Source organism: Streptomyces kryoterrae, from assembly GCF_054072135.1.
Map to the genome: position 1 here is coordinate 6,234,333 of NZ_CM133358.1, position 22,007 is coordinate 6,256,339.

General features: G+C 67.1%; 18 protein-coding genes and 3 tRNA genes. 19 read left to right on the forward strand and 2 right to left on the reverse strand.

The features are described from left to right. Window positions 1–30: 30 nt before the first annotated feature. The 8 genes from ACW4TU_RS27595 (at window position 31) to ACW4TU_RS27630 (ending at window position 4,949) form a co-directional block, all read left to right on the forward strand. A tRNA-Thr gene (locus ACW4TU_RS27595) sits at window positions 31–103 on the forward strand. A 45-nt stretch (window positions 104–148) separates the two neighbouring features. Further along, window positions 149–221, forward strand: a tRNA-Met gene (locus tag ACW4TU_RS27600). An 88-nt stretch (window positions 222–309) separates the two neighbouring features. Continuing rightward, the gene (gene rpmG / locus ACW4TU_RS27605) at window positions 310–474 is read left to right on the forward strand and encodes a 50S ribosomal protein L33 (RefSeq protein ID WP_018834916.1); all 165 of its coding nucleotides are present in this window, start codon (window positions 310–312) and stop codon (window positions 472–474) included. Between the two features lie 157 nt (window positions 475–631). Continuing rightward, window positions 632–1,084 carry an FAS1-like dehydratase domain-containing protein gene (locus ACW4TU_RS27610; RefSeq protein ID WP_457417460.1) on the forward strand — a complete coding sequence of 151 codons (453 nt, stop codon included), beginning with the start codon at window positions 632–634 and terminating at the stop codon, window positions 1,082–1,084. Window positions 1,085–1,088: 4 nt separating this feature from the next. Continuing rightward, window positions 1,089–1,550: a MaoC family dehydratase gene (locus tag ACW4TU_RS27615; RefSeq protein WP_457417461.1), complete on the forward strand. Its 462-nt coding sequence runs from the start codon at window positions 1,089–1,091 to the stop codon at window positions 1,548–1,550. A gap of 140 nt (window positions 1,551–1,690) precedes the next feature. Further along, entirely contained in the window at window positions 1,691–2,251 is a 561-nt protein-coding gene (locus ACW4TU_RS27620; protein ID WP_457417462.1) for a TetR/AcrR family transcriptional regulator, read from the forward strand. Window positions 2,252–2,325: 74 nt separating this feature from the next. After that, window positions 2,326–3,768 (forward strand): MFS transporter, encoded by a 1,443-nt coding sequence (locus ACW4TU_RS27625; RefSeq protein ID WP_457417463.1) that lies wholly within the window; start codon window positions 2,326–2,328, stop codon window positions 3,766–3,768. A gap of 125 nt (window positions 3,769–3,893) precedes the next feature. Then, window positions 3,894–4,949 (forward strand): UDP-N-acetylmuramate dehydrogenase, encoded by a 1,056-nt coding sequence (locus ACW4TU_RS27630; protein WP_457417464.1) that lies wholly within the window; start codon window positions 3,894–3,896, stop codon window positions 4,947–4,949. A 10-nt stretch (window positions 4,950–4,959) separates the two neighbouring features. Here the strand turns inward: ACW4TU_RS27630 and ACW4TU_RS27635 are convergent, their stop codons facing one another. Both ACW4TU_RS27635 and ACW4TU_RS27640 read right to left on the reverse strand, forming a co-directional pair. Beyond that, window positions 4,960–5,991, reverse strand: coding sequence for an adenosine deaminase (locus tag ACW4TU_RS27635; RefSeq protein WP_457417465.1), 1,032 nt, complete (start codon window positions 5,989–5,991; stop codon window positions 4,960–4,962). A gap of 134 nt (window positions 5,992–6,125) precedes the next feature. Beyond that, entirely contained in the window at window positions 6,126–7,352 is a 1,227-nt protein-coding gene (locus ACW4TU_RS27640; RefSeq protein ID WP_457417466.1) for a pyridoxal phosphate-dependent aminotransferase, read from the reverse strand. A 295-nt stretch (window positions 7,353–7,647) separates the two neighbouring features. Here ACW4TU_RS27640 and ACW4TU_RS27645 point away from each other — a divergent pair. From ACW4TU_RS27645 to ACW4TU_RS27695, 11 genes are all read left to right on the forward strand, one after another. After that, window positions 7,648–7,720 (forward strand) — tRNA-Trp (locus tag ACW4TU_RS27645). 115 nt (window positions 7,721–7,835) lie between these two features. Further along, entirely contained in the window at window positions 7,836–8,123 is a 288-nt protein-coding gene (gene secE / locus ACW4TU_RS27650; RefSeq protein WP_006383475.1) for a preprotein translocase subunit SecE, read from the forward strand. A 77-nt stretch (window positions 8,124–8,200) separates the two neighbouring features. Then, window positions 8,201–9,127, forward strand: coding sequence for a transcription termination/antitermination protein NusG (gene nusG / locus ACW4TU_RS27655; protein ID WP_457417467.1), 927 nt, complete (start codon window positions 8,201–8,203; stop codon window positions 9,125–9,127). Window positions 9,128–9,289: 162 nt separating this feature from the next. Further along, a complete protein-coding gene (gene rplK / locus ACW4TU_RS27660; protein WP_006383482.1) occupies window positions 9,290–9,724 on the forward strand; it encodes a 50S ribosomal protein L11 in 435 nt (144 codons plus the stop codon). A gap of 86 nt (window positions 9,725–9,810) precedes the next feature. Beyond that, complete coding sequence (gene rplA, locus ACW4TU_RS27665; protein WP_457417468.1) at window positions 9,811–10,536, forward strand: 50S ribosomal protein L1; 726 nt, start codon at window positions 9,811–9,813, stop codon at window positions 10,534–10,536. 134 nt (window positions 10,537–10,670) lie between these two features. Next, window positions 10,671–11,582, forward strand: a complete 912-nt coding sequence (locus ACW4TU_RS27670; RefSeq protein WP_457417469.1) for an SCO4651 family lipoprotein — start codon at window positions 10,671–10,673, stop codon at window positions 11,580–11,582. Window positions 11,583–11,666: 84 nt separating this feature from the next. After that, entirely contained in the window at window positions 11,667–12,506 is an 840-nt protein-coding gene (locus tag ACW4TU_RS27675) for an SCO4651 family lipoprotein (RefSeq protein ID WP_457417470.1), read from the forward strand. 297 nt (window positions 12,507–12,803) lie between these two features. Beyond that, a complete protein-coding gene (gene rplJ, locus ACW4TU_RS27680) occupies window positions 12,804–13,334 on the forward strand; it encodes a 50S ribosomal protein L10 (RefSeq protein ID WP_020132671.1) in 531 nt (176 codons plus the stop codon). A gap of 110 nt (window positions 13,335–13,444) precedes the next feature. Next, on the forward strand, window positions 13,445–13,828 hold the full coding sequence (rplL, locus tag ACW4TU_RS27685; protein ID WP_457417471.1) for a 50S ribosomal protein L7/L12: 384 nt from the start codon (window positions 13,445–13,447) through the stop codon (window positions 13,826–13,828). Window positions 13,829–14,444: 616 nt separating this feature from the next. Then, a complete protein-coding gene (gene rpoB, locus ACW4TU_RS27690; RefSeq protein ID WP_457417472.1) occupies window positions 14,445–17,927 on the forward strand; it encodes a DNA-directed RNA polymerase subunit beta in 3,483 nt (1,160 codons plus the stop codon). A 114-nt stretch (window positions 17,928–18,041) separates the two neighbouring features. Then, a complete protein-coding gene (locus ACW4TU_RS27695) occupies window positions 18,042–21,941 on the forward strand; it encodes a DNA-directed RNA polymerase subunit beta' (protein WP_457417473.1) in 3,900 nt (1,299 codons plus the stop codon). Window positions 21,942–22,007: the final 66 nt, after the last annotated feature.

The window sequence follows — 22,007 nt, forward strand, 5'->3', positions numbered from 1 at the left end:
GGTGGCGAGCGTGTAATGTCTTCATCGCTCGCCCCAATAGCTCAGTCGGTAGAGCGTCTCCATGGTAAGGAGAAGGTCTACGGTTCGATTCCGTATTGGGGCTCTGGTGTGAGAGGCCCCTGCCGCAAGGCAGGGCCGATCGCATCACAGCGGTGTAGCTCAGTCGGTAGAGCAAGCGGCTCATAATCGCTGTGTCACCGGTTCAAGTCCGGTCACCGCTACTGACAGTAGCCGATTGCGGGGTCGGTCCTTCGATCGGCTATTCTGTTATGCGTTCAACGTCCCATCCGTTCGTCAAGGAGCACTCCTGTGGCTGCCACCGACGTCCGCCCGAAGATCACGCTGGCCTGCGTGGAGTGCAAGGAGCGGAACTACATCACCAAGAAGAACCGGCGTAACAACCCGGATCGAATGGAGATGAAGAAGCACTGCCCGCGTTGCAATGCGCACACCGCGCATCGCGAAACGCGGTAATTCAGGCTCGTACGCGAGGCCGTCCCCTGTTGGTTGGGGGGCGGCCTCGCGTCGTTACAGCGGCGCACCATCACCTCGCACGCCGGCTGCGAACCTCGCGGCCACACGACCACGCGAACCAGTGCGTATCCACTTCGATTCGGGAGGTGCCGAGCCCATGGCGCTCGACCAGTCCTTCGTGGGGCGGTCCTATCCGCCCACCGAGCCCTATGAGGTCGGCCGGGAGAAGATCCGCGAGTTCGCGGAGGCGGTGGGAGACAGTAACCCCGCGTACACGGACCCCGAGGCCGCCAAGGCCTTCGGCCACGCCGATGTGATCGCCCCGCCCACCTTTGTGTTCGCCATCACCTTCAAGGCGGCGGGAGATGTCGTGGCGGACCCGCGGCTCGGCCTGGACTACAGCCGGGTGGTGCACGGCGACCAGAAGTTCGCGTACGTCCGTCCCGTCCGTGCGGGCGACCGGCTCACCGTCACCTCGACCATCGAGGCCATCAAGTCCATGGCGGGCAACGAGATCATCGACATCCGCGGCGAGGTCCACGACGAGGCGGGCGAGCACGTCGTGACCGCCTGGACCAAGCTCGTCGCCCGCGCGGCCGAGAAGGGCTGACCCCATGACGGCCAATTCCGCGAACGACTCAGCGAACGACCCGGCGAGGATCTCCTACGCCGACGTCGAGGTCGGCACCGAGCTGCCCGTCCAGACGTTTCCCGTGACCCGCGCCACCCTCGTCCGGTACGCGGGCGCCTCCGGGGACTTCAACCCCATCCACTGGAACGAGAAGTTCGCGGTCGAGGTCGGTCTGCCCGACGTCATCGCGCACGGCATGTTCACGATGGCCGAGGCGATCCGCGTCGTCACCGACTGGGTCGGCGACCCGGGCGCGGTCGTCGAGTACGGCGTCCGCTTCACCAAGCCGGTCGTCGTCCCCAACGATGACCAGGGCGCCACCATCGAGGTCAGCGGCAAGGTCGCGGCCAAGCTCGACGACAACACGGTCCGCGTCGACCTCGTCGCGAGGTGCGCCGGACAGAAGGTGCTGGGCATGTCCCGGGCCGTTGTCCGGCTGGGCTGAGCACGGCAGTTCGGAGCATTCCGGTTCCGGCTCGGGTAAGGGGCGTTCGCCATGGGCGGGCGCCCCTTACCCGACCTCCTCGCCCGACCTTCTCTGGGCACCCCTTGACGTAGTTAGTGATTGAGCACTAACTTACTCGCATGGTCAGGATGAGCGCAGAGGAGCGACGCGAGAGCGTCATTCGCGCGGCGATCGCAGAGTTCGCGCGGAGGGGCTACTACGGCACCTCCACCGAGGCGATCGCCAAGCGGGTGGGAGTCTCGCAGCCGTACCTCTTCCGGCTCTTCCCGGGCAAGAAGGCGATGTTCGCCGCCGCCTCCCAGCGGTGCATGGGTGATGTGTGCCGGGTGCTGGGGGAGGCGGCCGAGGGGCTGGAGGGTGAGGAAGCCCTGCATGCCATGGCGGACGCGTACGCCCGGTTGATCGGTGAGCATCCCGAGCTGCTGCAGATGCAGATGCAGACCTACGTGGCCGTCGCCGCCGCCGAGGCCGAGGGTGAGCATGAGTTCGGCGAGGCCGTACGGGCAGGCTGGATGAAGCTCTGGGACACCGTGGAGGTGCCCGTGGGGGAGGAGACGACGACCTTCCTGGCGTACGGAATGCTCATCAACACCCTTGCCGCCTTGGGGTTTCCGCCCGGACATCGGGTCTGGCAGGGGATGTGGCCCTCGGCGCAGATCAAGGGGCGGGCCGAAGCCTGAGAGGTACGGGTCCGGGTGCGTGATCTTTTTCGCCGTAAAAGTTAGTGACTAATAACTAATTCAAAGGGGGAACGATGTCACAGCAGGAGAGCAGGACCGGCGCACCGCGCGGCGGATTCGTCTGGGCGCTCGTCATCACCAGCGTCGCCGGGTTCATGGCGGCCCTCGACAACCTCGTCGTCACCACCGCGCTGCCCTCCATCCGCAAGGATCTCGGGGGAGGGCTGGGCGACCTGGAATGGACCGTGAGCGCCTACACACTCACCTTCGCCGTGCTGCTGATGTTCGGCGCGGCCCTCGGTGACCGCTTCGGCCGCCGTCGGATGTTCCTCGCCGGGCTCACCGTCTTCACCGGTGCCTCCGCCGCCGCGGCCATGGCACCCGGCATCGACTCGCTGATCGCGGCCCGCGCGGTCCAGGGCGTCGGCGCGGCGATCATGATGCCGTTGACGCTGACCCTGCTCACGGCCGCCGTCCCGGCCGCCAAACGCGGGATGGCGTTCGGCATCTGGGGTGCGGTGAACGGGCTCGCCGTGGCCTCCGGACCCCTCATCGGCGGCAGCCTCACCGAGCACATCTCCTGGCACTGGATCTTCTGGCTGAACGTTCCGCTGGGCCTCGTTCTGCTGCCGCTCGCCCGGCTGCGCCTCGCCGAGTCGCACGGCACCGGCGCCCCGCTCGACATCACCGGCACCCTGCTGGCCAGCGGCGGTCTGTTCGGCATCGTCTACGGGCTCGTGCGTGGCCCGGCCGACGGCTGGACCAGCTCCTACGTCCTGACCGGGCTGGTCGCGGGCGGTGCGCTCCTCGTCGCCTTCGTCGTCCACGGCACCCGGGCGAAGAACCCGATGCTGCCCATGCGCCTCTTCCGCTCCCGCGCCTTCGCCGGGATCAACGCGGCCTCCCTGCTGATGTTCCTCGGGATGTTCGGCTCGATCTTCCTGCTCAGCCAGTACATGCAGGGCGTGCTCGGCTACTCGCCCACCGAGGCGGGCCTGCGGATGCTGCCCTGGACCGGCATGCCGATGCTTGTCGCCCCGATCGCCGGCATCCTCTCCGACCGGATCGGCGGTCGGCCCGTCGTCGCCACCGGTCTCTTCCTCCAGGCCACCGGTCTCGGCTACCTGGCCTTCGTGGTCACCGCGGACGCCTCCTACGCCGTCCAGCTGCCCGGCCTGATCATCAGCGGCATCGGCATGGCCCTGTTCTTCGCCCCGGCCGCCAACCTGGTGATGTCCAGCGTCCGCCCGAGCGAACAGGGCATCGCCTCCGGCGCCAACAACGCCCTGCGCGAGGTCGGCGGCGCCCTCGGAATCGCCGTCATGGGTTCGATCTTCGCGGCCCAGGGCGGCTACGAGACCGGCCAGACCTTCGTCGACGGCCTCCGGCCCGCTCTCGTGGTCGGCTCCGCGGTGGTCGCCCTCGCGGGCGTCGCGGCCCTGCTGATCCCGGCCGCCCGCCGCTCCGCGCCGGTGACGGAGCCCGCCGAGCCGGTGCTGGAGACGGCCGCCCACTGAACGACGTAGGACAGCGGCACGCGCGCGTACGGCCCCGAGGCTCACCGGCGGGGCCGTACGCGCGCGAGCCGCTGTCGTCGCGTTGCCGTCCGGGGCTGTCAGTGGGGTCTCGTAGTCTTGGGCGCGTGCAGGCAATCCACGACGCTCCCCTCGCCCCGCTGACCACCTTCCGGCTCGGCGGTCCCGCCGACCGGCTGATCACGGCGACGACCGACGCCGAGATCATCGCCGCCGTCCGTGAGGCCGACGACTCCGGAACCCCGCTGCTGGTCATCGGCGGTGGCTCGAACCTGGTCATCGGCGACAAGGGGTTCGCGGGGACGGCTCTGCGGATCGCCACGACCGGCGTTGCCCTCGACGGGACCGGGGTGGAGCTGGCCGCCGGCGAGGTGTGGACCGACGCCGTCGCGCGCACGGTCGAGGCCGGGCTCGCCGGGATCGAGTGCCTCGCCGGCATTCCCGGTTCCGCGGGCGCGACGCCCATCCAGAACGTGGGGGCGTACGGGCAGGAGGTGTCCTCGACGATCACCGAGGTCATCGCCTACGACCGGGTCACCCGCGAGACGGTCACCCTCACCGGCGCCGAGTGCGCCTTCTCGTACCGCCACAGCCGCTTCAAGGCCGACCCCGAGCGCCATGTCGTCCTGCGTGTCCGCTTCGCCCTGGAGGACGCCGGCGGGCTGTCGGCGCCCCTGAAGTACGCCGAGACGGCCCGCGCCCTCGGTGTCGGGCCCGGCGAGCGGGTGCCGCTGGAGGCGGCCCGTGAGACGGTGCTGAAACTGCGTGCCGGGAAGGGCATGGTGCTGGACCCCGAGGACCACGACACCTGGTCCGCCGGGTCCTTCTTCACCAACCCGATCCTCACGGACGCCGAGTTCGCCGCGTTCCACGCGCGCGTGGCGGAACGGCTCGGCGCCGACGCCGTACCGCCCGCCTACCCGGCCGGGGAGGGCCGCACCAAGACCTCGGCGGCCTGGCTGATCGACAAGGCCGGCTTCACCAAGGGGTACGGCACCGGCCCCGCCCGTATCTCCACCAAGCACACCCTGGCCCTCACCAACCGCGGCCGGGCCACCACGGAGGACCTGCTCGCCCTCGCCCGCGAGGTCGTCGCCGGGGTCCGGGACACCTTCGGGGTCACCCTCGTCAACGAACCGGTGACGGTCGGCGTCAGCCTCTGAGGCGTGTCCTTCAGTCGGCCAGCCAGTTGTCGATGCCCGCCAGCAGCTTCGCCTGTACGTCCTCCGGCGCCGCCGAACCGCGTACCGACTGCCGGGCCAGTTCGGCCAGTTCGGCGTCCGTGAAGGCGTGGTACCGGCGGGCGATCTCGTACTGGGCCGCCAGCCGGGAACCGAACAGGAGCGGGTCGTCGGCGCCCAGCGCCAGCGGGACACCCGCCTCGAAGAGCTTGCGCAGCGGCACGTCCTCGGGCTTCTCGTACACCCCCAGGGCGACGTTCGACGCCGGGCACACCTCGCAGGTGATCTGGCGGTCCGCGAGGCGCTTCAGCAGGCGCGGGTCCTCCGCCGCCCGCACACCGTGGCCGATCCGGGACGCGTGCAGATCGTCCAGGCAGTCGCGGACCGACGCCGGGCCCGTCAGCTCGCCGCCGTGCGGGGCCGACAGCAGACCGCCCTCGCGCGCGATGGCGAAGGCCCGGTCGAAGTCCCGGGCCATGCCCCGCCGTTCGTCGTTGGAGAGCCCGAAGCCCACGACACCCCGGTCCGCGTACCGCACGGCGAGGCGGGCCAGCGTGCGCGCGTCCAGCGGGTGCTTCATACGGTTCGCGGCCACCAGCACCCGCATCCCGATCCCCGTCTCCCGGCCCGCGGTCTCCACCGCGTCCAGGATGATCTCCAGCGCCGGGATGAGACCGCCCAGGCGAGGGGCGTACGACGTCGGGTCGACCTGGATCTCCAGCCAGCCCGAGCCGTCCTTCGCGTCCTCCTCGGCGGCCTCGCGGACCAGCCGCTGGATGTCCTCGGGCTCCCGCAGACAGGACCGGGCCGCGTCGTACAGGCGCTGGAAGCGGAACCAGCCCCGCTCGTCGGTCGCCCGGAGTTTCGGCGGCTCACCACTGGTCAGGGCGTCGGTCAGCGCCTCGGGCAGCCGCACACCGTACTTGTCGGCGAGTTCCAGCAGGGTCGCGGACCGCATCGACCCGGTGAAGTGCAGGTGCAGATGGGCTTTCGGCAGTTCAGAGACATCACGTACGTGCTCCATTCTCGGATCCTGCCGTACGTCCGGCTCGTATCGGTAGCGCTTTCCCTGAACGTGGTCTTGCTCGCACTGACGCTCGCACCGGGAGACGAAAGAAGGCCGCCTCCCGAAGGAAGCGGCCACTCACATCACACGCTTCAGTCCGTCGCCTCGGCCAGCAGCTTCTGCACGCGGCTGACGCCCTCGACGAGGTCCTCGTCGCCCAGGGCGTACGACAGGCGCAGGTAGCCCGGTGTGCCGAACGCCTCACCGGGTACGACGGCCACCTCGACCTCGTCCAGGATCAGCGCGGCCAGCTCGACCGAGTCCTGCGGGCGCTTGCCGCGGATCTCCTTGCCCAGCAGGGCCTTGACCGACGGGTAGACGTAGAAGGCGCCCTCGGGCTCCGGGCAGACCACGCCGTCGATCTCGTTGAGCATGCGCACGATGGTGTGACGGCGGCGGTCGAAGGCCACGCGCATCTCCGCGACGGCGTCCAGGTTCCCGGAGACGGCGGCGAGGGCGGCGATCTGGGCCACGTTCGACACGTTGGACGTGGCGTGCGACTGGAGGTTGGTCGCGGCCTTGACGACGTCCTTCGGGCCGATGATCCAGCCGACCCGCCAGCCCGTCATGGCGTACGTCTTGGCGACGCCGTTGACCACGATGCACTTGTCGCGCAGCTCGGGGAGGACCGCGGGCAGCGAGGTGAACTTCGCGTCGCCGTAGACGAGGTGCTCGTAGATCTCGTCCGTCAGCACCCACAGGCCGTGCTCCACGGCCCAGCGGCCGATCGCCTCGGTGTCCTCGGGGCTGTACACCGCGCCGGTCGGGTTGGAGGGGGAGACGAACAGGACGACCTTCGTCCGCTCCGTGCGGGCCGCCTCCAGCTGCTCCACGCTGACCCGGTAGCCGGTGGTCTCGTCCGCGACGACCTCGACCGGGACACCGCCGGCGAGACGGATCGACTCCGGATACGTCGTCCAGTACGGGGCCGGGACGATGACCTCGTCGCCCGGGTCGAGGATCGCGGCGAACGCCTCGTAGATGGCCTGCTTGCCGCCGTTGGTCACCAGGACCTGGGAGGCGTCCACCTCGTAGTTCGAGTCGCGGAGCGTCTTGGCGACGATCGCGGCCTTCAGCTCGGGCAGACCACCGGCCGGCGTGTAGCGGTGGTACTTCGGGTTCGAGCAGGCCTCGATGGCGGCCTGGACGATGTAGTCCGGGGTCGGGAAGTCCGGCTCACCGGCGCCGAAGCCGATCACCGGGCGCCCAGCGGCCTTCAGGGCCTTGGCCTTGGCGTCCACGGCGAGGGTGGCGGACTCGGAGATCGCGCCGACTCGGGCGGAGACCCGGCGCGCGGTGGAAGGGGTTGCAGCGCTCATGGCGCCCATCGTTTCAGACCGGAAACCTACGCGGCACACGGGTTTCACTTATTGGTCGGACCGGACCACCTGCGGGACCATGGACGGACGCCGGGCCGGGTGGACGGCTGGACAAGCGTCCGGATCCGGCGCCTGGGCTGGGCGATCTTCCGCCCACAACGGCCCGGCGGGCGCTTTCTGTTCGACGACCGGCTCCGGAGCACGTACACTCTCACCTCGTTGGCCTTCAGCGGCCCGCGCTTATTCGGTGCACACCCTGCTTCCGGACGAGTACGGTACGTTGGAGTAACCACAAAGGGTCGTAGCTCAATTGGTAGAGCACTGGTCTCCAAAACCAGCGGTTGGGGGTTCAAGTCCCTCCGGCCCTGCTACACGCGCCTTTCACCAGGCGGTGTGCGCATGTACCACTTGCATTGTTTTTGCATCGCCGTGCGGCTCAGACCGGGCGCGGCACGGCCACGACCCGGGAACAGGTGAGGACGAATGGCGGACGCCGTGGGCTCCATCGATATGCCTGATGCCCAGGATGAGGCGCCCGAGTCGGACAAGAAGACTCGCAAGGGCGGTAAGCGCGCCAAGAAGGGCCCGCTGAAGCGTCTCGCGGTCTTCTACCGCCAGATCGTCGCGGAGCTCCGCAAGGTCGTCTGGCCGACGCGCAACCAGCTGACGACGTACACGACCGTGGTGATCGTCTTTGTGATCGTCATGATCGGCCTGGTGACTGTGATTGACTTTGGCCTCAACAAAGCCGCCAAGTACGTCTTCGGCTGAGCCAAGAGCGAAGGGCGCCGGGTGCGGCGCCCCTTTCGCATGTTCCACCCACATGTATCCAGGAAGAAGCAGCCACCGTGTCTGACACTGACCCGAACCTGAACGACGCCCTCGTGCCGGACGAGTCCGTGGATGACGAGCTCGACATCGTCGAGGGCGTTGACGAGGTCGAGGACGAGGTCGACGCTGCGGACGCCGCCGTGGGGGAGCCCGCCGAGGAAGACGCCATCCACATCGAGGCCGATGAGGCTGAGACCGATGGGGATGAAGACGGCGATGTCGCCGAGGCCGAGGCCGACGAGGACGAAGAGCTCGTCGAGGCCGACGCCGAAGGCGACGACGAGGTAGAGGCCGAGGCTGAGGAAGCCGAAGAAGAGGCCGAGCCCGTCGACCCCGTCGCGGCGCTCCGCGAGGAACTGCGCCTCCTCCCCGGCGAGTGGTACGTCATCCACACGTACGCCGGTTACGAGAACCGTGTGAAGACCAACCTCGAACAGCGTGCCGTCTCACTGAACGTCGAGGACTTCATCTTCGCGGCCGAGGTGCCGCAGGAAGAGGTCGCCCAGATCAAGAACGGCGAGCGCAAGACGGTCCGTCAGAACAAGCTTCCCGGGTACGTTCTCGTCCGCATGGACCTGACGAACGAGTCCTGGGGCGTCGTCCGGAACACCCCCGGTGTCACCGGCTTCGTGGGCAACGCGTACGACCCGTACCCGCTGACGCTGGACGAGATCGTCAAGATGCTCGCTCCTGAGGCCGAGGAGAAGGCCGCCCGTGAGCTCGCCGAGGCCGAGGGCAGGCCGGCTCCGGCCCGCAAGCTCGAGGTCCAGGTGCTGGACTTCGAGGTCGGCGACTCGGTCACCGTCACCGACGGCCCGTTCGCGACGCTGCAGGCGACGATCAACGAGATCAACGCCGACTCGAAGAAGGTCAAGGGCCTCGTCGAGATCTTCGGCCGCGAGACTCCGGTCGAGCTGTCGTTCGACCAGATCCAGAAGAACTAGCACGCACCATTTGACTTCCGTCCAGGTCAGGTCGGCTCTCTTGGAGCTGGCCTGACCTGCTCGGTTTCACGCCTCGCCATGGTGTCCCTTATCGTGGTGCGGTTGCCTGGCTGATGCCAGGCACAGCGAAGACCGAAGAAAAACGAAGATAGAGGACCCGGAATGCCTCCCAAGAAGAAGAAGGTCACGGGGCTCATCAAGCTCCAGATCAACGCCGGTGCGGCGAACCCCGCCCCGCCGGTCGGCCCCGCGCTCGGTCAGCACGGCGTCAACATCATGGAGTTCTGCAAGGCCTACAACGCCGCGACCGAGTCGCAGCGTGGCTGGGTGATCCCGGTGGAGATCACGGTCTACGAAGACCGCTCCTTCACCTTCATCACCAAGACGCCGCCGGCCGCGAAGATGATCCTCAAGGCCGCGGGTGTCGAGAAGGGCTCCGGCGAGCCGCACAAGACCAAGGTCGCCAAGATCACCCAGGCGCAGGTCCGCGAGATCGCCACGACCAAGCTTCCCGACCTGAACGCCAACGACCTGGACGCCGCGTCGAAGATCATCGCCGGCACCGCCCGTTCGATGGGCATCACGGTCGAGGGCTGAGCCCCACCTCGTAAGTCTTCAAGCAGTGCGTGGCAGGACCTGCTCGGTCCGTACCACGACTCCTCGGAACAACATCAGGAGCAGTAGTGAGCAAGCGCAGCAAGTCTCTCCGCGCTGCGGACGCCAAGATCGACCGGGACAAGCTCTACGCCCCGCTCGAGGCCGTCCGTCTCGCCAAGGAGACCTCCACGAGCAAGTTCGACGGCACCGTCGAGGTCGCCTTCCGCCTGGGTGTCGACCCGCGCAAGGCCGACCAGATGGTCCGTGGCACCGTGAACCTCCCGCACGGCACCGGTAAGACCGCCCGGGTCCTGGTCTTCGCGACCGGTGACCGTGCCGAGGCAGCGCTCGCCGCGGGCGCCGACATCGTCGGCTCCGACGAACTGATCGACGAGGTGGCGAAGGGCCGTCTGGACTTCGACGCCGTCGTCGCCACCCCGGACCTCATGGGCAAGGTCGGCCGCCTCGGCCGCGTCCTCGGCCCGCGTGGTCTGATGCCGAACCCGAAGACGGGCACGGTGACCCCGGACGTGGTCAAGGCCGTGACCGAGATCAAGGGCGGCAAGATCGAGTTCCGCGTCGACAAGCACTCGAACCTGCACTTCATCATCGGCAAGACGTCGTTCGACGACACCAAGCTGGTGGAGAACTACGGCGCCGCGCTGGACGAGATCCTCCGTCTGAAGCCGTCCGCCGCGAAGGGCCGCTACATCAAGAAGGCCGCCCTCAGCACGACGATCGGCCCCGGCATTCCGCTCGACTCCAACCGCACCCGCAACCTCCTCGTCGAGGAGGACCCGGCCTCCGTCTGAGCCTCCCGCTCACCCCGGTAGCCGCGCGTACGCGTTTCGTACGACGGGCCCCGCAACCTTTCGAGGTGCGGGGCCCGTTGTCGTACCGAAGGGTTAGCGTGAAGATCACGGGGTGTCGAGGGGGCAGGGGACGCATGACGGACAGCGGCGTACGGGGTATACGGGGCGTACCGCGGGGAGTCCGGCCGGTCGCGGTGACCGCCGCGCTGGTCGTGGTGGGCGTGGCCATGTCGGCGTGCAGCTTCTCCGGGGGGCCCGACGGCGAGGACACCGACCCGACCCGTAGCGCGGGCCGCCTCGACGCCCGTACGGCCGCCGCGCTGCACGCCGTGGAGGAGGCCACCGAGCTGGCCGGTTCCGCCCGGGTCAGCTCCTCCTCCGTCATGGGCGATCTGCTCTCCATGCGGACTGCCGGCGTCCTCGGCTGGGCCGGCGAGCCGGTCGGCAGGCTCAGCATCACCTACACCGGCGGCGAACTGGCCGAGTCCATGCGGGCGCTCAACAGCTCCTCCATGGAGGCCAGGCTGCTGCCCGACGCCTACTACGCCAAGGTCGGCGACAAGTTCGCCGCCCAGATGCACGGCAAGCACTGGATCAGGTACGACTACGACGACCTGGCGGACCTGCCCGGCGGCTCGGGGACGTATCTGAAGGACCAGCTGCGCAACACCGCCCCGATCCAGCCGGTCAAGCTCCTGCTGGCCTCCGGTGACGTCCGCAGGGCCGGGACCGAGACGGTGCGCGGGGAGCGTACGACGCACTACTCGGGCGCGGTGGAGGTGGTCGGCCTCACCGACTCCGCTCTGAAGGAGCAGCTCGTCCAGGCCGGCGTCACCACCGAGACGGTCGACATCTGGGTCAACGACCGGAACCTGCTGGTCAAGAAGGTCGAGCGGGGTGAGCTGTCGAGCGGGCGGATGTCCTCCACGGCGTACTACAGCGCGTACGGGGTGAAGGCGGCGGTGGCGGCGCCGGAGGGCGGGGACACCGTGGACTTCAAGGACCTGTTGGGGAATTCAGAGGCCTCGTCCGCCCCGCCGGGTTAGGCTCACGGTCGTTTCTGTGAATCGACCATGTGTTCACAGCGTTCTGTGTTCTGTGTTCTTTGGTCTGTGTTTTTTGGGGGAATCATGGGTTCTACTTCTGTGCGCGCAGGACGTGTAGGCCTCGCTGTGCTGCTTCTCGGTACCGGCGCTGTGGCCTGTTCCAAGGGGGCGTCGGAGGAGTCGCCGAAGATGACGCCGGCGGCGGCTGTCGCCAAGGCGGCGAAGAACGTCGAGGACATCACCTCCCTCAGCTACCGGATGACCGGCAAGACGCCCGAGGAGGGCCGCGTCAAGGCCGAGGCCAAGATGCGCCTCAAGCCCGACGTGGCGATGAGCATGAAGATCACCGCCCTGGACAAGGGCGCGGACGGCACCGCCGAGATCCGTCTCGTCGACAAGGCGATGTTCATAGGCGGGGGCGCGGCGGCCGCCAAGGAGATGGACGGCAAGAGCTGGATCAAGTTCGACATGGCCGCGATGGGCGCCGCCGGTGAGTCCCTCGGGGCCGCCGGACAGGCAGACAAGAACCCTGCCCAGGAATCCACCTTCCTCACCGGTTCCAAGGACGTGAAGAAGGTCGGCACGGAGACCGTGGACGGGGTGAAGACCACCCACTACAAGGGCACGGTCACCCTCGACCAGTTCCGCGCCTCCCTCAAGTCCCAGAGCAAGGTGACCCGCGAGCAGCGCGAGAAGAGCCTTGAGCAGTACGAGAAGCTGGGCATCGACAAGTTCACGATGGACATGTGGATCGGCGAGGGCGACGTCACCAAGCAGTTCCGGATGCGCGGCGCGGCCGACAAGGGGCCGCTCGACATGACGATCACCTTCGACGACTTCAACAAGCCGGTGACGATCGCCGCCCCGCCGGCCAAGGACGTCGCGGACCTGGCCGAAATGATGAAGGGTGCGCAGGAGGGCTGACCTGCCCGTAGCTGCTCCGTACGGGCGGATTTGCTTGGCGGGGACACCCTCACGTACTCTCGTCCAGAAGCCAAAGACCGCTGGTCGTTGCCTTGTCCTCGTAAGAGGACCTGGTGACCGAAGGATCCGCTGAACTGCGGACGACCCGCGCAGGTGTGACTGTGGATGTGCTCCCGGACGGAATCCGCTCACGGAATTCGGTTGGTCGAGCTCACGCCCCGAGCGCCTGCGCCGGGGCGTTTCGTTTTCCCAGTCTCCTTCTGAGCGGTCCTCATCACCCGGAAGGAGGCCACGCTTATGGCAAGGCCCGACAAGGCTGCCGCGGTAGCCGAGCTCGCGGACCAGTTCCGTAGCTCGAACGCCGCCGTGCTGACCGAGTACCGGGGTCTCACCGTGGCGCAGCTCAAGACGCTGCGTCGTTCGCTCGGTGAAGACGCCCAGTACGCCGTGGTGAAGAACACGCTGACCAAGATCGCGGCCAACGAGGCCGGGATCTCGACGCTCGACGACCTGTTCAACGGTCCGACGGCGGTTGCCTTCATCACCGGTGACCCGGTGACGTCGGCGAAGGGTCTTCGTGACTTCGCCAAGGACAACCCGAACCTCGTCATCAAGGGCGGTGTCCTTGACGGTAAGGCGCTGTCCGCCGACGAGATCAAGAAGCTTGCGGACCTCGAGTCCCGCGAGGTTCTGCTCGCCAAGCTGGCGGGCGCCATGAAGGGCAAGCAGTCTCAGGCTGCCTCGCTCTTCCAGGCGCTTCCGTCGAAGTTCGTCCGCACCGCGGAAGCGCTTCGCGTCAAGCTCGCCGAGCAGGGCGGTGCCGAGTAATTCGGCTCGCACTCTGACCGCCGCCTGACGTGGCGGTCGACGCGGGCCGAACGTACGCCCGCCGACACTTACATCGGCACCTGCCGAATTGACTGGAAGGATCGCCCATCATGGCGACGAAGCTGTCCCAGGAAGAGCTGCTCGCGCAGTTCGAGACCCTCACCCTCATCGAGCTCTCCGAGTTCGTTAAGGCCTTCGAGGAGAAGTTCGACGTCACCGCCGCCGCGGCCGTCGCCGCTGCCCCGGTCGGCCCCGCCGCCGCCGCTGAGGCCGTCGAGGAGCAGGACGAGTTCGACGTCATCCTCACCGGTCCCGGCGAGAAGAAGATCCAGGTCATCAAGGTCGTGCGTGAGCTGACCTCGCTGGGTCTCAAGGAGGCCAAGGACCTCGTGGACGGCGCCCCGAAGCCCGTTCTCGAGAAGGTCACCAAGGAGGCCGCCGAGAAGGCTGCCGAGTCCCTCAAGGCCGCCGGCGCGGGCGTCGAGGTCAAGTGACCCCACTGAGGGTCCGTCGAGGACTCTCGCGACAGCTGACGTAGGGCTACTGGTAGCCCTGTAACGCTGACGCGGTGAAGAGCGATCATCCATTTGGGTGGTCGCTCTTCGGCGTTCGAGGGGTCGGGTCGTGGCTGCCTTGCACGGTCGGTGACGGCGAGTAAGGTGATCTTCGTCGTGCCTCCGGACGCCCCTGATGCTGTGCCGCACGTGACGATGGCAGCACCGGGTTTGGGCTTGGAGGCCTTGACGAACCGCACGGAGCGCGCAATTCTCAGGACGCGTCGTCACAAGGATCCGAATCCGAGGTTGGATCGGTGGCGAAGAGGGCAGTATCGATGTGGCATCGAGGCGCGGCTTGCAGCAGGGGTTGAGAACAACGAGGGTCTTCAAAAACCCGCACTGGACATCAGTGGGCCTAGTGGCTACACTGACCCTTTGCGCTGCCTGTTAGCTGCCTCCTGCCCGTCACCAGGGGCATGCCCTCGCTTGAGCACCGACGATCGGACCTTTTCCGACCTGGCCTTTTCCGGCTGGTCGTGAAGCGCCTGTCTCTGTGCACCGGTGAGGGGCCGGTACGCGCGTAGTGAGTCCGAGCCCTCGGAAGGACCCCCTCTTGGCCGCCTCGCGCACTGCCTCCGCGAATTCAAACCACGGCGCCAGCACTGCCCCGCTGCGCATCTCTTTTGCAAAAATCAAGGAGCCCCTCGAGGTTCCGAACCTCCTTGCGCTGCAAACCGAGAGCTTCGACTGGCTGCTCGGCAACGCCGCGTGGAAGGCTCGTGTCGAGGCTGCTCTGGACAGCGGACAGGACGTCCCCACCAAGTCCGGTCTGGAGGAGATCTTCGAGGAGATCTCCCCGATCGAGGACTTCTCCGGGTCGATGTCCCTGACGTTCCGCGACCACCGCTTCGAGCCTCCGAAGAACTCGATCGACGAGTGCAAGGACCGTGACTTCACGTACTCCGCGCCCCTCTTCGTCACGGCCGAGTTCACCAACAACGAGACCGGCGAGATCAAGTCCCAGACGGTCTTCATGGGCGACTTCCCGCTCATGACCAACAAGGGCACCTTCGTCATCAACGGCACCGAGCGTGTCGTCGTGTCGCAGCTGGTCCGTTCGCCGGGTGTCTACTTCGACTCCTCCATCGACAAGACGTCCGACAAGGACATCTTCGCGTCCAAGGTGATCCCCTCCCGGGGTGCCTGGCTGGAGATGGAGATCGACAAGCGCGACATGGTCGGTGTCCGCATCGACCGCAAGCGCAAGCAGTCCGTCACCGTCCTCCTCAAGGCTCTCGGCTGGACGACCGAGCAGATCCTCGAGGAGTTCGGCGAGTACGAGTCGATGCGCGCCACCCTGGAGAAGGACCACACCCAGGGCCAGGACGACGCGCTGCTCGACATCTACCGCAAGCTCCGTCCTGGCGAGCCGCCGACCCGTGAGGCCGCGCAGACGCTTCTGGAGAACCTCTACTTCAACCCGAAGCGTTACGACCTCGCCAAGGTCGGCCGTTACAAGGTCAACAAGAAGCTGGGCGGCGAGGCCCCGCTGGACGCCGGTGTGCTGACCGTCGAGGACATCATCTCGACGATCAAGTACCTGGTGAAGCTGCACGCCGGTGAGACCGAGACCGTTGGCAACAACGGCACGTCGATGGTCGTCGAGACCGACGACATCGACCACTTCGGCAACCGTCGTCTGCGCAACGTCGGCGAGCTCATCCAGAACCAGGTCCGTACGGGTCTGGCGCGTATGGAGCGAGTCGTCCGCGAGCGCATGACGACCCAGGACGTCGAGGCGATCACGCCGCAGACCCTGATCAACATCCGGCCGGTCGTCGCCTCCATCAAGGAGTTCTTCGGCACCAGCCAGCTGTCGCAGTTCATGGACCAGAACAACCCGCTGTCGGGTCTCACCCACAAGCGCCGTCTGTCGGCTCTTGGCCCGGGTGGTCTCTCCCGTGAGCGGGCCGGCTTCGAGGTCCGTGACGTGCACCCCTCGCACTACGGCCGCATGTGTCCGATCGAGACCCCCGAAGGCCCGAACATCGGTCTGATCGGCTCGCTCGCCTCCTACGGCCGGGTCAACGCGTTCGGGTTCGTCGAGACCCCGTACCGCAAGGTCGTCGAGGGTGTCGTCACCGACGACGTCGACTACCTGACCGCCGACGAGGAAGACCGCTTCGTCATCGCCCAGGCGAACGCGATCCTCTCCGAGGACATGCGCTTCGAGGAGTCCCGCGTTCTCGTCCGCCGCCGTGGCGGAGAGATCGACTACATCCCCGGCGACGACGTCGACTACATGGACGTCTCGCCGCGCCAGATGGTGTCCGTCGCGACCGCGATGATCCCCTTCCTGGAGCACGACGACGCCAACCGTGCCCTCATGGGCGCGAACATGATGCGCCAGGCCGTGCCGCTGATCACCGCCGAGGCACCCCTCGTCGGTACGGGCATGGAGTACCGCTGCGCCGTCGACGCCGGTGACGTCATCAAGGCCGAGAAGGCGGGTGTGGTCCAGGAGGTCTCCGCGGACTACGTCACCGTCGCCAACGACGACGGCACGTACACCACGTACCGCGTCGCGAAGTTCTCGCGCTCCAACCAGGGCACCTCGGTCAACCAGAAGGTCGTCGTGGACGAGGGCGACCGGGTCGTCGAGCACCAGGTGCTCGCCGACGGTCCGGCCACCCAGGAAGGCGAGATGGCGCTGGGCAAGAACCTGCTCGTCGCCTTCATGCCCTGGGAGGGTCACAACTACGAGGACGCGATCATCCTGTCGCAGCGCCTCGTCCAGGACGACGTCCTCTCCTCGATCCACATCGAGGAGCACGAGGTCGACGCCCGTGACACCAAGCTCGGCCCCGAGGAGATCACCCGGGACATCCCGAACGTCTCCGAGGAGGTCCTCGCCGACCTCGACGAGCGCGGCATCATCCGTATCGGTGCCGAGGTCGTCGCCGGTGACATCCTCGTCGGCAAGGTCACGCCCAAGGGTGAGACCGAGCTGACCCCCGAGGAGCGCCTGCTCCGCGCGATCTTCGGTGAGAAGGCGCGCGAGGTCCGTGACACCTCGCTGAAGGTGCCGCACGGCGAGATCGGCAAGGTCATCGGCGTCCGCGTCTTCGACCGTGAGGAGGGCGACGAGCTGCCGCCGGGCGTGAACCAGCTGGTTCGGGTCTACGTGGCGCAGAAGCGCAAGATCACGGACGGTGACAAGCTCGCCGGCCGCCACGGCAACAAGGGTGTTATCTCGAAGATCCTGCCGATCGAGGACATGCCGTTCCTCGAGGACGGAACTCCGGTCGACATCATCCTCAACCCGCTGGGTGTGCCGTCCCGAATGAACCCGGGACAGGTGCTGGAGATCCACCTCGGCTGGCTCGCCAGTCGTGGCTGGGACGTCTCCGGGCTGAAGGACGAGTGGGCGCAGCGCCTCCAGGTCATCGGGGCCGACGTGGTCGCCCCCGGCACCAACGTCGCCACCCCCGTCTTCGACGGTGCGCGTGAGGACGAGCTGTCCGGTCTGCTGAACCACACGTTCCCGAACCGCGACGGTTCGCGCATGGTGCTCCCGACCGGCAAGGCGCCGCTGTACGACGGCCGCTCCGGCGAGCCGTTCCCGGAGCCCGTCTCCGTCGGTTACATGTACATCCTCAAGCTCCACCACCTGGTCGACGACAAGCTCCACGCCCGTTCGACCGGTCCGTACTCGATGATCACCCAGCAGCCGCTGGGTGGTAAGGCCCAGTTCGGTGGCCAGCGATTCGGTGAGATGGAGGTGTGGGCGCTGGAGGCATACGGCGCCGCTTACGCCCTCCAGGAGCTGCTGACCATCAAGTCCGACGACGTGACCGGCCGCGTGAAGGTCTACGAGGCCATCGTCAAGGGCGAGAACATCCCCGAGCCCGGCATCCCCGAGTCCTTCAAGGTGCTCATCAAGGAGATGCAGTCTCTCTGCCTCAACGTGGAGGTGCTGTCCAGTGACGGTATGTCCATCGAAATGCGTGACACCGACGAGGACGTCTTCCGCGCGGCGGAGGAACTCGGCATCGACCTGTCCCGGCGTGAGCCGAGCAGCGTCGAAGAGGTCTGACGGGAGTTCGGCGGGCCTTTGAGCGCCTTTGGAAAAGGTGAGACAAGGCCCGCCGGCCCCAGGACCCCCGTATCAGACCCCATGACTTACAACCCTGAGAGGGATTGACGCATAGTGCTCGACGTCAACTTCTTCGACGAGCTCCGGATCGGTCTGGCCACCGCTGACGACATCCGTCAGTGGAGCCACGGCGAGGTCAAGAAGCCCGAGACGATCAACTACCGCACGCTCAAGCCCGAAAAGGACGGACTCTTCTGCGAGAAGATCTTCGGTCCGACCCGGGACTGGGAGTGCTACTGCGGCAAGTACAAGCGTGTCCGCTTCAAGGGCATCATCTGTGAGCGCTGTGGCGTCGAGGTCACTCGCGCGAAGGTGCGCCGTGAGCGGATGGGCCACATCGAGCTCGCCGCTCCCGTCACCCACATCTGGTACTTCAAGGGCGTTCCGTCGCGTCTTGGCTACCTGCTCGACCTCGCCCCGAAGGACCTCGAGAAGGTCATCTACTTCGCGGCGTACATGATCACGTTCGTCGACGACGAGCGCCGTACGCGTGACCTGCCCTCCCTGGAGGCGCATGTCTCGGTCGAGCGGCAGCAGATCGAGAACCGCCGTGACTCGGACCTCGAAGCCCGCGCCAAGAAGCTGGAAAGCGACCTGGGCGAGCTGGAGGCCGAGGGCGCCAAGGCCGACGTACGCCGCAAGGTGCGCGAAGGTGCCGAGCGGGAGATGAAGCAGCTGCGGGACCGTTCGCAGCGCGAGATCGACCGGCTCGACGAGGTGTGGACCCGGTTCAAGAACCTCAAGGTCCAGGACCTGGAGGGCGACGAGCTGCTCTACCGCGAGCTGCGCGACCGCTTCGGGACCTACTTCGACGGTTCGATGGGTGCCGCGGCGCTGCAGAAGCGCCTGGAGTCCTTCGACCTGGAGGAGGAGGCCGAGCGCCTCCGCGAGATCATCCGTACCGGCAAGGGCCAGAAGAAGACCCGCGCCCTGAAGCGGCTGAAGGTCGTGTCTGCCTTCCTGCAGACCTCCAACAGCCCCAAGGGCATGGTCCTCGACTGCGTCCCGGTCATCCCGCCGGACCTTCGCCCGATGGTGCAGCTGGACGGTGGCCGCTTCGCGACCTCCGACCTGAACGACCTGTACCGCCGTGTGATCAACCGGAACAACCGTCTGAAGCGGCTTCTCGACCTCGGTGCTCCCGAGATCATCGTGAACAACGAGAAGCGCATGCTCCAGGAGGCCGTTGACGCGCTGTTCGACAACGGTCGTCGTGGCCGTCCGGTCACCGGTCCCGGTAACCGCCCGCTGAAGTCCCTCAGCGACATGCTGAAGGGCAAGCAGGGTCGATTCCGTCAGAACCTGCTCGGCAAGCGTGTGGACTACTCCGCGCGTTCCGTGATCGTCGTCGGTCCGCAGCTGAAGCTGCACCAGTGCGGTCTGCCGAAGGCGATGGCGCTGGAGCTCTTCAAGCCGTTCGTCATGAAGCGGCTCGTGGACCTCAACCACGCGCAGAACATCAAGAGCGCCAAGCGCATGGTCGAGCGCGGCCGCACCGTCGTGTACGACGTCCTCGAAGAGGTCATCGCCGAGCACCCGGTGCTGCTGAACCGTGCGCCCACGCTGCACCGCCTCGGCATCCAGGCCTTCGAGCCGCAGCTCGTCGAGGGCAAGGCCATCCAGATCCACCCGCTCGTCTGCACCGCGTTCAACGCGGACTTCGACGGTGACCAGATGGCCGTCCACCTGCCGCTCTCCGCGGAGGCGCAGGCCGAGGCCCGCATCCTGATGCTGTCCTCGAACAACATCCTCAAGCCCGCCGACGGCCGTCCGGTGACGATGCCGACCCAGGACATGGTCCTCGGTCTGTTCTTCCTCACCACCGACGGTGAACTGCGTGACGTCAAGGGCGAGGGCCGTGCGTTCGGCTCCACCGCCGAGGCGACCATGGCGTTCGACAACGGTGAGCTCGCGCTGCAGTCGGCGGTCGACATCCGCTTCCCGGTGGGCACCATCCCGCCGCGCGGCTGGACCCCGCCGGCCCGCGAGGAGAGCGACCCGGAGTGGCAGCAGGGGGACACCTTCCGTCTGCGCACCACCCTGGGCCGCGCGCTCTTCAACGAGCTGCTGCCCGAGGACTACCCGTTCGTCGACTACTCGGTGGGCAAGAAGCAGCTCGGCGAGATCGTCAACGACCTCGCTGAGCGCTACCCCAAGGTCATCGTGGCGGCGACGCTCGACAACCTGAAGGCGGCGGGCTTCTACTGGGGCACGCGCTCCGGTGTCACCGTGGCCATCTCCGACATCGTCGTTCCCGAGGCGAAGAAGGAGATCGTCAAGGGCTACGAGGCGCAGGACGAGAAGGTCCAGAAGCAGTACGAGCGCGGTCTGATCACCAAGGACGAGCGCACGCAGGAGCTCATCGCGATCTGGACCAAGGCGACCAACGAGGTTGCCGAGGCGATGAACGCGAACTTCCCCAAGACGAACCCCATCTTCATGATGGTTGACTCGGGTGCCCGAGGAAACATGATGCAGATGCGGCAGATCGCCGGTATGCGTGGTCTGGTGTCGAACGCCAAGAACGAGACGATTCCTCGTCCCATCAAGGCGTCCTTCCGCGAGGGCCTGTCCGTGCTGGAGTACTTCATCTCCACCCACGGTGCCCGTAAGGGTCTCGCCGACACCGCCCTGCGTACCGCCGACTCGGGTTACCTCACCCGTCGTCTGGTGGACGTCTCGCAGGACGTCATCATCCGCGAGGAGGACTGCGGCACCGACCGCGGCCTCAAGCTGGCGATCGCCGAGCGCGACGAAGCCGGTGTGCTGCGCAAGACCGAGAACGTCGAGACGTCGGTGTACGCCCGTGCGCTGGCCGAGGACATCACCATCGACGGACGTGTGCTGGCCCCGGCCAACACCGACCTCGGTGACGTCCTCATCGACGAGCTGGTCAGGCACGGCGTCGAGGAGGTCAAGACCCGCTCGGTCCTGACCTGCGAGTCCGCCGTCGGCACCTGCGCCATGTGCTACGGCCGTTCGCTGGCCACCGGCAAGCTGGTCGACATCGGTGAGGCGGTCGGCATCATCGCCGCCCAGTCCATCGGTGAGCCCGGTACCCAGCTGACGATGCGTACCTTCCACACCGGTGGTGTGGCCGGTGACGACATCACCCAGGGTCTGCCCCGTGTCGTCGAGCTCTTCGAGGCTCGTACGCCCAAGGGTGTCGCCCCGATCTCGGAGGCGGCCGGCCGCGTCCGTATCGAGGAGACCGAGAAGACCAAGAAGATCGTCATCACCCCGGACGACGGCAGCGAGGAGACGGCGTTCCCGATCTCCAAGCGTGCCAAGGTCATGGTGCGTGAGGGTGACCACGTCGAGGTGGGCCAGAAGCTCACCTTCGGTGCCACCAACCCGCACGACGTGCTGCGGATCCTCGGTCAGCGCGCGGTCCAGGTCCACCTGGTCGGCGAGGTCCAGAAGGTCTACAACTCGCAGGGTGTGTCGATCCACGACAAGCACATCGAGATCATCATCCGGCAGATGCTCCGCCGCGTGACGATCATCGAGTCCGGCGACGCCGAGCTGCTGCCCGGCGAGCTGGTCGAGCGTGGCAAGTTCGAGACCGAGAACCGTCGTGTGGTCCAGGAAGGCGGCCACCCGGCCTCCGGCCGTCCGCAGCTGATGGGTATCACCAAGGCCTCGCTGGCGACGGAGTCCTGGCTGTCGGCCGCCTCCTTCCAGGAGACGACCCGAGTTCTGACGGACGCGGCGATCAACGCCAAGTCCGACAGCCTCATCGGCCTCAAGGAGAACGTCATCATCGGTAAGCTCATCCCGGCCGGTACGGGTCTGTCCCGCTACCGCAACATCCGGGTCGAGCCGACCGAGGAAGCGAAGGCCGCGATGTACTCGGCCGTCGGCTACGACGACATCGACTACTCGCCGTTCGGCACGGGCTCCGGCCAGGCCGTTCCGCTGGAGGACTACGACTACGGTCCGTACAACCAGTAAGCGGGCAGTTCGATCTGCTTGATCTGCTTGATCTGAAGGGCGGTCACCCCCGTTGCGGGGTGGCCG